This window comes from Streptomyces longisporus, assembly GCF_039532765.1.
GTDB classification, from domain to species: domain Bacteria; phylum Actinomycetota; class Actinomycetes; order Streptomycetales; family Streptomycetaceae; genus Streptomyces; species Streptomyces longisporus.
On the sequence record NZ_BAAASG010000007.1, the window covers coordinates 759,570 to 774,800 of the forward strand.

The 15,231-nt window shown below is 69.7% G+C and carries 12 protein-coding genes; 9 read left to right on the forward strand and 3 right to left on the reverse strand.

The window, feature by feature from the left end:
- Positions 1-110 precede the first annotated feature (110 nt).
- From ABD355_RS15095 to ABD355_RS15105, 3 genes are all read left to right on the forward strand, one after another.
- Positions 111-1,076: an aldo/keto reductase gene (locus ABD355_RS15095; protein WP_344400779.1), complete on the forward strand. Its 966-nt coding sequence runs from the start codon at positions 111-113 to the stop codon at positions 1,074-1,076.
- A gap of 103 nt (positions 1,077-1,179) precedes the next feature.
- Positions 1,180-1,407, forward strand: coding sequence for a hypothetical protein (locus ABD355_RS15100; protein ID WP_344400781.1), 228 nt, complete (start codon positions 1,180-1,182; stop codon positions 1,405-1,407).
- Positions 1,398-3,002: an ABC transporter family substrate-binding protein gene (locus tag ABD355_RS15105; RefSeq protein ID WP_344400782.1), complete on the forward strand. Its 1,605-nt coding sequence runs from the start codon at positions 1,398-1,400 to the stop codon at positions 3,000-3,002. The genes ABD355_RS15100 and ABD355_RS15105 overlap by 10 nt, the downstream gene beginning before the upstream one ends.
- A gap of 191 nt (positions 3,003-3,193) precedes the next feature.
- Here the strand turns inward: ABD355_RS15105 and ABD355_RS15110 are convergent, their stop codons facing one another.
- Positions 3,194-4,462 carry a condensation domain-containing protein gene (locus ABD355_RS15110; protein WP_344400783.1) on the reverse strand — a complete coding sequence of 423 codons (1,269 nt, stop codon included), beginning with the start codon at positions 4,460-4,462 and terminating at the stop codon, positions 3,194-3,196.
- 498 nt (positions 4,463-4,960) lie between these two features.
- Here ABD355_RS15110 and ABD355_RS15115 point away from each other — a divergent pair, with 498 nt between their 5' ends.
- From ABD355_RS15115 to ABD355_RS15140, 6 genes are all read left to right on the forward strand, one after another.
- Complete coding sequence (locus ABD355_RS15115) at positions 4,961-5,758, forward strand: thioesterase II family protein (protein ID WP_344400784.1); 798 nt, start codon at positions 4,961-4,963, stop codon at positions 5,756-5,758.
- 31 nt (positions 5,759-5,789) lie between these two features.
- On the forward strand, positions 5,790-7,445 hold the full coding sequence (locus tag ABD355_RS15120; protein WP_344400785.1) for a condensation domain-containing protein: 1,656 nt from the start codon (positions 5,790-5,792) through the stop codon (positions 7,443-7,445).
- Positions 7,442-9,664 (forward strand): penicillin acylase family protein, encoded by a 2,223-nt coding sequence (locus ABD355_RS15125; RefSeq protein WP_344400786.1) that lies wholly within the window; start codon positions 7,442-7,444, stop codon positions 9,662-9,664. Before ABD355_RS15120 ends, ABD355_RS15125 begins: the two co-directional genes overlap by 4 nt.
- Complete coding sequence (locus ABD355_RS15130; RefSeq protein WP_344400787.1) at positions 9,661-11,250, forward strand: amino acid adenylation domain-containing protein; 1,590 nt, start codon at positions 9,661-9,663, stop codon at positions 11,248-11,250. Before ABD355_RS15125 ends, ABD355_RS15130 begins: the two co-directional genes overlap by 4 nt.
- 2 nt (positions 11,251-11,252) lie before the next feature.
- Positions 11,253-12,959 (forward strand): condensation domain-containing protein, encoded by a 1,707-nt coding sequence (locus tag ABD355_RS15135; protein ID WP_344400788.1) that lies wholly within the window; start codon positions 11,253-11,255, stop codon positions 12,957-12,959.
- A gap of 64 nt (positions 12,960-13,023) precedes the next feature.
- Entirely contained in the window at positions 13,024-13,242 is a 219-nt protein-coding gene (locus ABD355_RS15140) for an MbtH family protein (RefSeq protein WP_344400789.1), read from the forward strand.
- Between the two features lie 45 nt (positions 13,243-13,287).
- Here ABD355_RS15140 and ABD355_RS15145 read toward each other — a convergent pair whose 3' ends face one another.
- Positions 13,288-13,917: a maleylpyruvate isomerase N-terminal domain-containing protein gene (locus ABD355_RS15145; protein ID WP_344400790.1), complete on the reverse strand. Its 630-nt coding sequence runs from the start codon at positions 13,915-13,917 to the stop codon at positions 13,288-13,290.
- Positions 13,918-13,967: 50 nt separating this feature from the next.
- On the reverse strand, positions 13,968-14,798 hold the full coding sequence (locus ABD355_RS15150) for an AfsR/SARP family transcriptional regulator (protein ID WP_344400791.1): 831 nt from the start codon (positions 14,796-14,798) through the stop codon (positions 13,968-13,970).
- Between the last annotated feature and the right edge of the window lie 433 nt (positions 14,799-15,231).

Here is a 15,231-nt window from a genome sequence, read left to right on the forward strand (position 1 = left end):
GTCGGCCCTGACGGTGGATGACTTCCGCTGCACCTACCGTGACATCCACGCCTACAACGTCGAGCACTGGGGGCTGCGCCTCGGACAGCGGCTCGTGGGGGAGTGAGACGATGCGCCATCGTACCCTCGGGGCCGGCGGCCCGGTCGTCAGCGAGGTCGGCCTCGGCACCTGGCGCCCCCTGTCACGGGACGGGCGGCGTGGCGCCGCCCGTCTCGTGGGCGCCGCCCGCGACCTCGGCATCACGTTGTTCGACACTGCCGGCTCGTACGGTGACGCGGAGGAGGCACTGGGCATCGCCCTGCGGGGTGCTCCGAGAGAGTCCTATGTGCTGTCCACCAAGGTCTACTACGAGCCCGGGGGCACGGTGGCGGGGCTGTCGCGCGCAGCCATCAGAGCAGGTGTCGAGCGCAGCCTGCGGGCTCTTCGTACCGAACACATCGACCTGCTCAGCGCCCATCGCTTCGACGACCGGACACCCCTGGGGGAGACCATCGCGGCCTTCGGGGAACTCATCGAGGAAGGCAAGATCGCCCACTACGGATTCAGTGAGTGGACGGCCCGGCAGATCGATGCGGCCTGTGCGGCGGCAACCGAAACGGGTGTCCGGCCCCCGGTCGCCAGTCAGCCGCAGTACAGCGTCCTGTGGCGGGTCCCGGAGAAGGCCGTTGTGCCGCTGTGCCAGGACCTCGGCATCGGCACGGTGGCTTTCTGGCCTCTCGCACAGGGCCTGTTGACCGGCAAGTACGCGCCCGGCGAACCGCCCCCGGCGGATTCGAGGGCCGCGGACCCCACCGGCAGGCTCCTGATGGACCACTTCATGGCGGAGCCGATCCTGGAGCGGGTGCAACTCTTCGCCCGGCTCGCCCGGCACCAAGGCATGACGCCGGCCCGGCTCGCGGTGTCATGGGTGCTCAACCGGCCCGGTGTCACTTCAGCACTAGTCGGTGCCTCCACCCCCGAACAGCTTGCCCAGACGGCGTCTGCAGCCGGGGTGCTCCTCTCGGAACCCACCATGGAACTCATCGACAAGATCTTCGCCGGGTGTGTGTATGACGATGTCGCCGGCACAGGGTAACGACGCCTCGACTCGGCGGAACCCTCCGTGAGTACCGGACGCCGCGTGCGTAACTGCTCCCGAACCAGTGGTGGGTAGGTTCCGACGCGAGCTGGAGGACCTTGTGATTCGGCTGTTCCGCTGCCTCGGCGCCCGGCCCGCACATCGTGTCGACGCGGACCTCACGGCCCGCATGTTCAGCGCCGACGGCTGTACCTGCCTCGCCGTCAACACGCACACCATCGCCACCATGACCCGCGGCGACGACCTGCCGGTCGGCTACGCGAGCGCCATGCGGGGGCTTACTCCGGTGCTGAACGTCAACCCAGTGAAGGGATCACCGTGGAGCTGAACGACTCGAACCGGACGGCCGTCAAGCCGGGCGGCACCTACGTGCATGCTGTCGGAAACACCCCGCCCAACTGGAACCTGCTCTCATCGGTCGGCAACGTCGTCGACACGGGCATGGTGCTGCAACTGATCACGCCGAGTCCGTTCGTCGCGTTCCCGGACCTGCAGAACCACTGGAACGAGGATCTGTTGGCCGGCGAGCCGGAGCTGGTCGCAACGGACCCGCAGACCATCGTGTACCGGCTGCGGCCAGAAGCCTGCTGGAACGACGGGACCCCGGTCGGAGTCGAGGACTTCCGCTACACCTGGCGCGTGTCCAGCGGGCTCCACAGCCCCGCCTGCGAGCCGTCGACCCATGCCGGGTACGAGCTGGTCGAGTCCGTGGAGGGCGCGGACGACGGCCGCACCGTCGTGGTCACGCTCGCGTCGGGCAAGGCGTTTCCCGACTGGGACGCGATGTTCTCGTACCTGTATCCGGCGCACATCGCGGCGCGTGCCGGTGACCTCCGGACGGCCGACGGTCTCGCGGCGGCGTTCGCCTCGTTCGACCAGGTGGTACCCACCTGGTCGGCGGGACCGTACCAGGTGGAGCACGTCGAGCCCGGTGTCGAGGTGGTGCTGGTTCCGAACCCGAGGTGGTACGGCCGAGTCGCGCCGAGCCTCGACCGCGTCGTGTTCCGGGTGGTGACCGACCCGGAGGCGCTCGTCGACGCGGTGCGTCACCGGGTGGTGCACGGCATGTCCACCCCGCAGCCCACCAAGGCGCTCGTGGACGCGTTCCGTGACATGCCCGGTGTCCGGTACGAGCTGCGCCAGGGGCTGGTCTGGGAGCATCTGGACCTGAACACTCGCAATCCGTTCCTCGCCGACGCCGACCTGCGTCGGGCGATCTTCACGGCTGTCGACCGTGGGGAGATCCTGGCCGAGACCGTCGGCACCTTCCATCCGGACGTCGAACCGTCGAACAGCCACAACTTCTATCTGGGGCAGCCCGCCTACCGCGACGTGATCACCGGCACCGGACAGGGCAGTGGCGACATCGCGGCGGCCGAGCGGCTGCTGCATGCCGCCGGATACTCGATCCGCGACGGCCGCCTGCGCACCCCGGACGGCTCGACCGTCGCCGTGCTGCGATTCAGGCACGCGCCCGGTGACGGCATGCGCCGACGCACCGGCGAGCTGGTGCGCGATCAATTGCGCCTCATCGGGCTGGAGGTCAGCATCGAACCGACCGACCGGCCCGGCACGTTGGTGGCCGGCGACTACGACATCGTGGCTTTCAATTGGATCGGCAGCCCGTTGCGGGTCGGGCCGGCCCGTGACATGTGGACCACGGGCGGCGGTATGAACTTCGGCCATTTCTCCCACCCAGAGGTCGACCGCCTGGTCGGCGAGGCGACCGAGACGCTCGACCTGGTCAAGGCCCACGAACTGCTCAACCATGCGGACGAAGTCCTCTCGCACGAGGCGTACTCGCTGCCCCTGTGCCAGAAACCGAGCCTGCTCGTCGTGGATGACCGCTTCGCCAACGTGCGGGCGAACCCGACCAACGGGCTGGTCATCTACAACGCCCAGGAGTGGGGCCTGCGCGCGTGACTGCACGCGCCCGCCGTGTCGTCACTCCTGTTCGGTCAGTGCCCGTTCCGACGACGCCCCCGTGACGGTGGCGTCGGGCGGTCCCCAACTGGCTCCCGCATGTGCCACCGTTCCGGGCGCGCGAACCTGCGCGCCCGGACGCGCGTTTCCACAGGCCGCCTAGTGCCGTAAGCGCTGGGGCAAGGGAAGGATCATGCCGCCGGGGTGGCAGACGCCGCAGCGTCGCTGATGAGCTCCGCCAGGTTCTGTGCGAGGGACTCTATTTCGTTCACGTCCCAGTTCTGCACGGGGTGCAGGAGTTGGGCGCTCGTCCCGTGGCGTGCGACGCTCAGTGCGAGGTCATGCCGTAGCCGGACATGGCCGCGTGGCATCGGAGTGACCACCACATCGCCCACGCGCACCGGATCCTGCGGGGCGTTGAACTCCTCGACACCGACATTGGTGACCGGGTCGTCCGACGCGGTCAGTGGCCCCAGGGCCCGGGCCACGTCACGATAGGGCACGTCCGCGTACCGGAGGGCCGTCAGGACGGCATCCCGTCCCGCGGCCAGTGCAGTTGTGAGGTCGGCCGTGGGGCGGGGCACGAGCACAAGGGGCACCACATTGATCAGACAACCCATCAGATGCTCGCTGCCCGGGACGTCCCGGACCGCGACCGGTGCGGCGAGGACTGCGCGCTCGGCTCTCGAGGTCCGGGAAAGGAAGTGGCCGAACAGGCCCGTCAGCCCCATGTAGCGAGTGGCCCCCGCCCTCCTGCACGCCCGGTCGAATGAGGCCCATGTCGCGCCCGTCACGGGGAGTTCCACAGCGGCCGCCAACCGATCGGTCGGTGTCCCCTTGAGTCCCGGCAGCGCTGCCCGGTACGGGGCCTCGGCAAGGAGGGTGGCCACTTCGCGGGCCCTGCCGCTGTCCACCGCGGCCTGTTCCTGCGCGGCCCGGGAGAGCAGCCATCTGCGGTAGCCGGTTGTATCCGGAGCGGGGGGCAGGGCTGTGTTCTGCGCTCGTGCCGCGTAGTGCGACAGGAGCGTACGCAGCAATACACCATGGGACCAGCCATCACTGATCAGATGATGGAGGACGAGAATCAGCACATGCTCGTCGGACTGGACCCGGATCAGTCGGGCACGCCAGAGTGGGCCCGTCTCCAAGTCGAAGGGTTCGGTGGCGGTCAGCACCGTCAGGCGTTCGATCCGGGCCGCCCGGGTCTGCGCATGGACGGCGCCCAGGTCGGTGTACGCCAACTCCGGTGCAGGGGCGTCGAAGGAATGCCGGGGCTCTTCACCGACCTCGATGACACGGCACCGCATCGCCTCGTGGACCGCACGGGCGTCACCGAAGGCCAACCGCAGGGCCTCGGCGTCCAAGGGGCCGTCGATGCGCAGGACCCCCGTGTCGTGGTACCCCGAGACACCCGGGCTCAACTGCTCGGCCAGCCACATCCCCTGCTGGGTCGCGGGCATCGGGAGCGTCTGGGGGGTCTGCGATCGCCGCCGGGCGCGTAACGCCTCGACCAGCCTGGCCCGTTGGGGATCGACACCTTGCTTCAACGGCGGTTCCGTCCTTTCCGCGGGCACGACGGGTTGGTCCTCGTGGTGCGCGGCGAGCGACGTCACGATAGCAACGAGAGACCCTCTTGAGGAGAGGGCCTCGCGGCTCGGCCCCCGCGCACGGGCATCACCGGTCGCTGACGTCCGTCGGGGCGTCGTTGGACCAACTGGCCGGCGTAACCGCGGGAAAACCGTGGCGTCCTAGCCTCGGCCCGGCTCATTGTCCGCAGTGAACGTTGGACGGCGGAGGGGAAGTCGCAGGGGTGGAGCACGGTACGGGGGCCCGGGCAACAGGCGCCCGGCGGATCCGGTGGAAGGCGCTCAAGGGGCCCATCGCCCGACTCGGCGTCCACGAGCATCCGATGGCCGAGCACGACGGCATGCATCGAGACCACTACGAGAGGCAGTCCCGTGCCTACGCGTGACGACACCCAGCATGGCTCGGCCACCGGGACGGGACTGTGGTTCCCCGCTCCTCCCGCCCCGGGCGACAGCGCCGTACGCCTGCTGTGCCTGCCCTACGCGGGGGGCTCACCCGTCATGTACCGCACCTGGGACAAGGCACTCGCGGGCACTGCGGACGTGCTCCCGCTGTGCCTGCCGGGCAGGGCCCATCGGTGGGGCGAGCCGCTCGAGCACGACCTGCACCGGATCGCCGACGAAGTGGTCGAGGCCACCGCCCCGCTGCAGAAGGACCTGCCGCTGGCACTGTTCGGGTACAGCCTGGGCGCACTGCTGGCCTTCGAGGTCGCCCGCGGCCTGGCCCGACGAGGCCGCCCTCCGCTCCTCCTCGCTGTCGCGGCCTGCGCACCGCCGCGTGAGTGCGGGGCGCTGTCCCCCAAACACACCCTGCCGGACGAGGAGTTCATCGCTCTGCTGCGGGAGATGGGGGCGACTCCCCAGGCCATCCTCGACAACGAGGAGATGCTTTCCCTGCTGCTTCCGATGCTGCGTTCCGACTTCGCGCTGGCCGACCGCTATCGCCACACGCCGGGCCCTGTCCTGTCCACGCCCATCGTCGCCTTGGCGGGGCGGGAGGACCCCGAGGCCGGACCCGAGGTGATGGCCGGCTGGGCCCGCGAAACGCAGCAGCCTCTGCGCCGACACGACTTGGACGGCGGCCATCTGTTCATCGAGGAGAACCAGCCGATGGTCATCGCTCTGGTGCGGGCCGCGCTGCGCACCGCACTGGCACACAAAGAGCGCTGAACCCATGGGAAACGATGAGGGAGAGACGCTGATGGACACAGCCCCCGTGCCGCACGGTCGACGCGACACCCGTACTGTGGCCGACTCCGCCCGCCGATGCTGGCAGGACCTCCTGCACGTCCCCGAGATCGACGACGGCGCACACTTCTTCGCGCTCGGTGGCCACTCGATGCTCGCCACCCGTCTGATGTCCCGCATGCGCAAGGCACTCGACGCCGATCTTCCGACCGGACTCATCTTCGATCATCCGGTCTTCGCCGACTTCGTCACTCGAACGATCGCCGCGCTCGGCGAGGACTCGGTCACCGCCGACGAACGGCCGCGCCCCTCGGGCCGCGTCACGGGTCCGGTGTCGCCCCAGCAGGAGCGGCTGCTGCGCATCGAGGATGCGCTCGGGCCCTCACCGGTCCACAGCATCGTCGTGCCCGTCGCCCTGGATGCGCCCGTCGACGGCGCTGTCCTGCGGCTCGCGCTGCACGCGCTGCTGACTCGGCACGGTGCGCTGCGCCTGGCCTTCCCCACGCCGGACGGAGGCGGCGCACGCCAGCAGGTGCTCGTTCCACCCTGGGCGCCCGGTGACGTCGAACTGGTGGAGCGGGACATGCCTGTGAGCGCCGGAGGGCAGGCCGAGGAGGCGGCCATCCTCAAGGAGGTACGCCTTGCGCACCTCAAGCCGTTCGACCTCATGCGGGGCAACCTTCTGCGCGCCCAGCTGTTCCGTCGGCGTCATGCGGCCGACCTGCTCGTGCTGCATCTCCACCACCTGGCCGTCGACGGCGTGTCACAAACGGTCCTCCTCGACGACCTCGCCGAGGCCTACACGCAGTTGGTCACCGAAGGCCATGTCCACATGGCCGACAGCGACGCCCTCACCCACATCGACTACGCCCTCCACCGCGGAGGCCGACAGGGCGACGTGGCGGCCGACTCCCGCCGCCACTGGACGCGCGTGGCTCGTGATCTCGCAGCAGACCTGGCCGCCACCGCGGAACTTGCTCCGCGCGGCATCCGGTACGTGCGCCGCGGCGCCGAACTGGACGCCTCCGTGCTGCACGGGCTGCACGCATGGGCCGGCACCGAGGGCGCCACCGACTTCGTCGTGGCGACCGCCGCCGTCGCCGCCGCACTCGCCGGTCACCTGGGCCGCCGGCACGTTGGCATCGGCACCCTGCTCGACAACCGAGCGCACGCCGCCCACGAGCGCACCGTCGGGCCCTTCGCGAACAGCACACTCCTCGCAGTACCGGTCCCCGCCGGTGCGACACCGCGCGACATCGTGCGGGCCACGCGGGCTCAGCTCGCCGAGGCCCGGCGGTGCGCCGACAGCCCGCTGGACGACCTGCTCGGACCACCCTGTGACATCTTGGGGCTGCGTCCCGACGACCTGGTGGACGTGGTGGTCGCCTTCGACCGCCCATACCGGGCCCCCGCCGGGTCCGCCCTGCGCATGTCACCGCTGTACGACCACGGAGGCCTCCTGGTGCCTTCCGCGCTCGGCCCGCGGTTGAGCGTCACCCTGTTCGCCCACGAAACCGGCACACTGCGGATCACCGTAGAACACACGGAAGACCCCGAGGACCCCCAGAGGCCGGACGCTGTCCTGAGCGCCGTCGTGGGAGCCCTGCGGCTGTTCGCCGAGGCGCCTGACGCGATCGTCGTACCGTCCCCCGCGGCGGTGCCGCGATGAAAGCCGTCGCACCCGTTCGGCTGCGTTCCGCGGACGGCACCGTCGAAGTCGTCTTCGACGCACTCGAGCGGCCGGTCGTGACCGCGCCCAGCTGGACGGCGGCCGCGTTCGGCCTCGGCTGGGCGGTCGCCCGGCATCGCCGCGAGCAGATGGACTTCCTGCGACGCCGCACGCACGGACGGCTCGCCGAAGTCCTCGGTCCTCAAGCCGTGCAGGCCGACGTGCGACAGCGAGTCCTGGGACTCTCGCACGTCGCTCGTGCGTGCTGGGAGATGCTGCCCGTGTCGCAGCGGCGCACTCTGCGGGCGTACGCGGACGGCGTCAACGCCGCCGCACCGGACGGCCCGGGCGGTGCGTGGACACCGGTGGACTGCATCGCGGTCACGCAGGGGTTGCTCCAAGCGCTCTCATCGGACGGACAGGACGTCCGCATGGTCGAGGTGATGCGACGGACACTGCCCGCGGCCGTCGTGGACTTCCTGCTCGACCCGCAGGACGATTTCGCCGTCGGCATCGACGGCACGGTGCCGGATGTGTGCCGATCCGATCTGCCGGTCGCCGAGGTGCGGGCACTCATGGCCGAACCGCCCGGCCCTGCTGGGCCCTTGGTGGTCGCGGAAGGCCGCCCCGTCGGCAGCAACGCCTGGGCCGTCACCGACGGAGACACCGCCGTCCTCGCCAACGACATGCACCTGGAGCTGACCAGCCCGTCGCTGCTGTACGCCGCCCGGCTCGTCGTCGGGGACACCGGCGTCACCGGCGTGACCGTACCCGGCCTGCCAGTGATCGTCGCCGGTACCAACGGTCGCATCGCCTGGGGATTCACCCGCCTCCCGGCCGACACCTGCGAGCTGTGGGAGCTGACTCCGGGCAGCACCCCCGGCACATATCGGCACGAGGGCCGCGACCGGACTTTCAGCATCCGGCGGGAACGCGTCGGCGTCATGGGCGGCGAGGACGTCGAGGTGGAGGTGCGCGAGACTCGGTGGGGCCCGGTCGTCGACCAACTACGCGGCCGCCACCTGGCGTTGGGCGGAAACCTCACCGACCCCACGGCACTCGACTTCGCCCTCGTGGGACTGTACGAGAGCGCGAACGTCACTGCGGCGGCCGACCTGCTGAACGACTGCGGCATGCCTCCCCTGAACGTCATCCTCGCCGACACGGCGGCCGACGTCGCCTGGACCGTGACGGGCCGTCACCCGAGGCGCGCGGGCGGACCGCGCGGCTTCTCCGACCCGGTACGGGACCCGTGGCCGACGCCACGCCTCGCCCCCCACGAGCTGCCTCGGTTGGTGACACCACCGACCGGCCACGTGATCAGCTGCAACAACGGGGACGCGGCCGGTCGAACCGCGGGCCTCGGCTGGAACTTCTTCCCCGGCACCCGGGCCCGCCGCGCCGCCGGGGCGCTCGCCGCAGACGGGCCCCACGACGAGGCTCGCTGCGTCGCGCTGCAACTCGATGTGGACGCCGGGCTGTACGCGTACTACCGCGACCTGGCGCTTCGATACGTGCCCGAGCGCGCTCCCGTGCCGCTGCGCGCCCTGCGCGACGAGGTCCTGGCCTGGCGCGGCACCTCGCACCACGACGAGTACGGTCTGGCCCTGCTCGTGTTGTTCCGGGAACTGCTGCGCGAGGAGCTGTTCGCCGCAGTGACCCGTCCCTGCCGGCGGTACGACGAGGCCTTCACTTACTGCTACAACGGCCACGAACGGCCCCTGCGGCGACTGCTCGACGCCTTGGCCGCGGACATTGTCCCCAAGCCCTGGCCCGGGCCGGCCGCGTTTGTGGCGGGCATGCTCGGCATTGCCAGGGCACTGCTGACCAAGCGCACCGGCAGCGCCGAGCCCGCCCGCTGGGGGAGCGTGAACGCCCTCGCGCCGACGCCCCTGAGCGGTGCCCCGGTCCACGGCGGTCCGCCTGGAGGCCGCGCAGGTGAACCCGGCGTCGGACTGTCCGGTTGCCCGGAGAGCCTGCGGGTCACCCAGCCCGACTTCGGCGCGGCCATGCGCCTGGTCGTCGCACCTGTCCGTGCCGAGGACGGTCTGCTGGCCATCCCCGGAAGCCCCGCCGGCGCCGGCCCCGTAGACCTCGACCACATGGCCCGTTGGACACAGGGCAAGACCCACCCGCTGCCGACGCGCGAGGACAGGCCGTACGGCGACGGCACACGCGGGCCTGAGTCGCTCCGCACCCCGACAGGGAGGACCCTGTGAACACCGCACCGCCCGGACCGACCTTGCGCACACTGAGCGATGTCCTGCGCCACTCGGCCCGACAGTTCGCAGAACGACCGGCGTTGTCCGCAGCCCCCGTGCGACTGACCTACGCCGAGCTCGACCGATGTGTCGACGCCCTGGCCACCAGGGTGCGTGCGGTGGGGATCCGGCCCGGTGACCGGGTCGGCATGAGCGTGGCCCGCGGGCCTTTGGCCCTGGTGGCCTCCGCGGCCCTGATGCGGGCGGGCTGCGCCTACGTCCCCCTCGACGCCGCGCATCCGTCCCGCCGGCTGCGCCACATCGTCGACAACGCCGGCCTGCAGGTGGTCGTCTGCGACGAGTCCGGTCGTGCCGCACCCGAGATCGCGGCCCTGACCAGGCTGCAGGTCGACGGCGACGACCTGGTGCCCGGGCCGTTCGCCGGTGCTGCCGAGGACGACACCGTGCCCGGACCGGGGTCCGTCGCGTACGTGATGTACACCTCGGGCTCCACCGGCGTGCCCAAGGGCGTGGAGGTGACCCACGCCAACGTCCTCGCGATGCTCACCGACGCCCTGCCGCTGTTCGGGTTCGCCGACTGCGAGGTGTGGCCCCTGCAACACGCCCACGGATTCGACGTCAGCGTGTGGGAGATGTGGGCGGCGGTGGCCGTCGGCGCCACCTTGGTCGCGGTTCCACGCGCCGCCCAGCAGGACCCCGAGTCCCTGGCCGAACTGTTGCTGCGCCACCGTGTGACACGACTCCACATCGTCCCCAGCGTCTTCCACCACCTCGCCGAGGTCGTGGAGGAGGAGGCGGTGCACCTGCCGCTGCGCAATGTCACCTTCTGCGGCGAGGCACTCAACTACCGGGCCATCCAGTCCTGGACGCGATCCCAGCCCGGACCGCAGCCCGCATGGTGCAACGTCTACGGCATCACCGAGACCACGGTCTACAACACGTTCAAGCGGTTGACGGCCGAAGAAGTGACCCGGGCCGTATCGGCCACTCCCATCGGCACGGCCTACGACCACAGCCCGGCCGTCGTCCTGGACGAGGAACTGAGGCCGGTCGCCCCTGGATGCACCGGGGAGATCCTCATCGGCGGCCGCCAGGTGACACCCGGCTATGTCGACATGCCCGAACTGACCGCCGAGCGCTTCCTCCAGCTGCCCGGCAGGCCGGGCCGCTGGTATCGCACCGGAGATCTCGCCCACAGGGACGAGGCCGGCCAACTGCACTACGTCGGGCGCCGGGACGACCAGGTCAAGATCCGAGGCTTCCGCATCGAGTTGGGCGAGATCGACCATGCCCTGCGGGCCGTGCCCTGGATCGGCGACGCGGCCGCGGTCGTCGAGAGCACCGCGCGAGGGGAACCGGCCCTGGCCGCGTGCGTCGTCACCGAGCACGCCGCCGGCCCCCGGCACGCCGCGGACGACAAGCAGAACGAGGCGCTCTTGGACCGGCTGCGCAAGGAGCTGGCCGCCGTACTTCCGGATCACATGCTCCCCGGACGCGTCGTGTGCCTGGACCGGCTGCCACTGAACACCAACGGCAAGACGGACCGGCGCGCCCTGGCGGAAGACCTTTCGCGAAGGAGCTGACGATGGAAGACAAGGCACCGCTGTCGTTCGGTCAGGAAGCGCTCTGGCTCGCCGAGGAACTCGTTCCCGGTCTTTCGGCGTACATGATGCTCGCCGGCTGGGAGCTGACCGGCCCACTCGACCCACAAGCCCTGCGGCGGGCGTTGACCGCGCTCGTCGAACGGCACGAGGTGCTGCGATCCGCACTGGTCCCGGTGGACGGGCGACCCGAGCAGGTGGTCCGTGGCTGCGCGCCCTTCGAGCTGAGGTGCGTCGACATGGGCGACGGGGACGGACAGGAGCAGGACGATGTCATTGCCGGCCACCTGGCCGGAGAGTTGGAGAAGCCGTTCGACCTGTCGTCCCCGCCCTTGCTGCACGGCGTGCTGTTCCGGATGGCAGCGAACCGGCACACCTTGGTGCTGGTGACGCACCATATCGTCTGGGACGGCGGCTCGGACGTCCTGCTGAGGCGAGAACTGTCCGAACTGTACGCCGCCGAGGTTCGCGGAAGGCGACCTGAACTACCTGAACTCGCCGTGCAGTACGCCGACTTCGCCCGGTGGCAGCGTGAGGAGGAGGCCCCCGCACTGGAAGCCTCCGTCGAGCACTGGGCGCAACGGCTGCGGGACGTGCGCGCGCCGGAGCTGCCCACCGACCGGCCAAGGCCCGCTCTGCGCCGCTTCACGGCGGCCTACAGCCAGATCCCGATCCCGGCTGCCGCGGTCCGCGGTGTGACGGAGCTGGCCCGCACCGCCTCCGTCCCCCCTTTCGTGGTCTACCTGGCGATCTTCGACGTCCTGCTGGCACGGTGGGCGGACGAGCCGCGGGCTGTGGTCGGCACGCCGCTGTCGGGGCGGAGCGAGCCGGAGCTCGAGAACCTGCTGGGCTACTTCGTCAATTCCGTGGTCCTGGTCGCCGACTGCGACCCGGGGTCGACCCTGTCCGAACTGCTCGTCGCGGTCCGCTCGGACCTTTCGAGCGCCTTCGAGCACGGGGACGCTCCCTTCCACCACGTCGTGGACCGGATCAACCCGCCGCGCGACAGCAGTCGCCACCCGCTCTACCAAGTGGCCTTCCAGTACGTGCCCGAAAGCGAACCCCTGCGTCTGATCGGCGTGGACGCGACGGAGGTGAGCGAGCGGTTGCTGCATCGCATCGAGGTCACCACGGAGTTCGACCTCCTGGCCGAGGTGCGGGAGGAAGCGGACACGCAACGTGTCCTGAACCTGCGCTATGCCACGGACATGTTCGACGTCACCAGCATGGACGGTGTCGCCCGGGCTTATGTCGAGATACTCGAAGCCGCCGTCGCGACTCCCGACTCGACTCTCGCCCAGCTCGCCGAGGCGGCGGTGTCGCTGCCCGCCGCGGGGACGAAGCCCTTGAGGGGCCCGGAAAACGTGCCGCACCGCGTGGCGCCGAGCGATGCCGCGCCTACGGTCGTGTCGCGGACGGAGCTGCACGGGCGCATCGCGGCAGTGTGGGCGGAGGTCCTGGGTCTGCCGGAGGTCGACTGCTCGGCCAACTTCTTCGCCATGGGCGGCAGTTCACTTCGCGGTGCGCAGCTCGTACGCCGGCTCGGTGCGGAACTGGGTCTGAACCTTGAGCTGATCGATCTCTTCGACAGCGAGTCGGTGGACGGCCTCGTGGAATTTCTCGGCCGCGCGTCCGCCGCCGCCGGACCGGGGGGTTTCGACCGGCCCGATTCCCGGGCTGCACCCGCCTGAACGGCGCCGCACCACCCGGTTCGCTCGACGCGGCGGGGATGACCACGACACATGGAGGACTGTGATGAGCAACCCGTTCGACGACACCGACGGCGCCTACCTCGTCCTGTGCAACGAGGAGGGGCAGCACTCGCTGTGGCCCGCGGACCTCGACGTGCCGGGGGGCTGGAGCACGGTGCACGGGCCGGCGGGGCACGCGTCGTGTGTGGAGTACGTCGAGGAACACTGGGTGGACATGCGTCCGCGCAGTCTCGCCGCGGCCATGGACCAACCGACGCGGTGACTGAGCGGCGTGACGTGCGGGCCGCCCAGGTGACCACCGCCGCGGTCAGAAGGCGGAGATCGTGCGAGGCGCCCGCTCGCTCCGGCTGAGCGCCCGGACCACGGCAATCGGCCCGTGCCGTCGCATCGCGAGCCGCGACAGGAGAGCGATCGTCTCCTCGTAGTGCTCGGTCGGCAGTTCGGGGGTGGGCAGGCCGACGCTCACCGCCACGTCGTCGCAGTGGACCACCACCTCGACCAGGCGGGTCAGCAGGAAGTCGTCGAGCGTCAGGCTCCACATGCCGGGCAGGTCGACGACCCGGTCCGCGGGCTGCGCGGGGATGGCCCGATCCAGCCGGCTCAGGGCGCCGGACACCTGCTCTGCCAGACTCTCCGGTCCCTCGGCCGCAGCCTTCTTGCCCCGCTCGCGGATCGCGAGATGCTGCTCACTCTGAGGGTCCGCGTCCAGCCAGTCGTCGCCGGTGTAGTGATCGAGGACAGGGATGGGGTGCGCGCCGCGGGCAGGGGCGGCGAGCAGCGGCTCGACGAGCACGATGTTGCGTGCGAGATGGCCGCACAGGCCGGCTACGTCATACCCGGGAAGGACGCTTGGCTCGTTCCATGCGGCGGCCACGGATGGACGGCCGATGAGATCGGCGGCGGCCGTGGCCACCTGCAGATACGCCTCTCTGATCATGCAGAGAGTGTAAGGCGATTCAGTGGCGGCCAGGCTTTGGTCGGCCGATTTCAGTGGGCTGCCGTGGGGCTGGGGCAGTCGATGGATTCCCAGCTGTGTGCGTTGAGTTGGCCGTGCATGGCGCGGGAATAGGTGAGCCTGGTCGCTGGTTCCGGGGCGGCTTGCAGGTCTTCGCGTAAACGTGTTGTGCATAGGTCGTACCAGCGGCGAACCTGATTGAGCTGCCCGAGCTGAGCATGCGTGTACATCAGTATGCGATAGCTCTGCTCGCGATATGGCTCGATTTCAAGGATCCGACGGCAATAGCGCATCACCGAGAGCGGATCGTCTTCCACAAGACTGGTTTCGGCCAACCGCTGGAGAACATAGAGGAATCGGCCACGGAGCCATTCCCTGTGGACATTGGCCCATTCCATGGGGGCTCCTGCCAGGAAGTCCCCTCCGTACAGTTCGGCGGCCGCCCGGTAGTGTTGGCTCGCTTCGCGATGGGCCCCGGCCGACTCGGCACGGTGCCCTTGGTCGACCAGGTCGTCGAAGACCTCGGAGTCCACCCATACTCCCCTGGCCTGCAGGGTGTAGCCGGTTTCGCGAGTGACCAGGCGCAGTGACGGCGAGCTCGTCTCCTCCGACGATGCTTGGCAGTTGGCCAGAACTCTGCGCAACGTGTGCACCGCCACTTTGAGCGAACTGGAATTCGCCGACCAGTAGGATCCCGGCCACAGTGACTCGTGAAGTGTTTCCCGCGGAACCACTCGCCCTTGGCGTAGTAACAGAAACTGAAAGAGGTCACGGGCCTTGCCCGCCTTCCATCGTTGGACCGGTTTCCCGTGAATGGCCAGTTCGAAACTTCCGAGGGTGTGAACCGAGATCGCGTGATTCATCGAGCGCAGGACTCCTCATCAGGGGGCGAGCGTGGGGGCTGATGGTCTCGGATGAAAACGGACGTGGACATTCGGTGAATATGTCCGTGTAGCGACCAGGTGTGGAATCGCGAAGCTCATACGAGTCTGCGACCGAAATGAGGTTACGCACCTGTCCATGCAAGTGCAAGGTTCTTTGGCGGGGCTTGATCAATTCCTGTGGGTGTCTCGGTTGTGGGTGATGCCCAGGACCCGGAGAGTTCATTCAGGTCCGTCGCGGACGGCCTGGGTGGTCTCGGCGAGGTTGCGGAAGGCGGCAGCGCCCGCGGGTGGCTGAGATCACCGGACGTGGATACCCAATGATCACGAACCGTGCCTGCACTGCCACCCGCCCAACGTCCATGGCGATCCGGTCAAATGGCGAAATCCCGCAGGGCGTCGGGCACGTAACTCC